This window comes from Halomonas sp. SIMBA_159 (genome assembly GCF_046536035.1).
Lineage (GTDB): Bacteria > Pseudomonadota > Gammaproteobacteria > Pseudomonadales > Halomonadaceae > Vreelandella > Vreelandella venusta_A.
In genome coordinates, this window is the sequence record NZ_JAWJBT010001160.1 from 1 (window position 1) to 250 (window position 250).

The 250-nt window shown below is 74.4% G+C and carries 1 pseudogene; it reads left to right on the plus strand.

The window, feature by feature from the left end:
- Nucleotides 1-250 (plus strand): annotated as a pseudogene (locus R0J87_RS22910) (YccS family putative transporter); the annotation flags it as partial.

Sequence of the window (250 nt, forward strand, 5' to 3'; positions counted from 1 at the left end):
CTGTCGAACATGCTGCGCGAGCCCGGCTACGTGCGCCGCAACCTCGACGCCGGCTTCCGCTTCCTGGCGCTGTCGCACGTGCTGCTGGGCTACCTGTCCGCGCTGGGCGCGCATCGCGCGCGGCTGGAGCTGGATGCCGCCACCCGCGAAGCCGGCACCTACGTGCAGCAGGCCCTGGGCGGCATCGCCGCGGCGCTGTCGCAGCGTCTCCCGCTGCCGGTGGCCGACGAAAGCCGCGAGGCCGGCATGG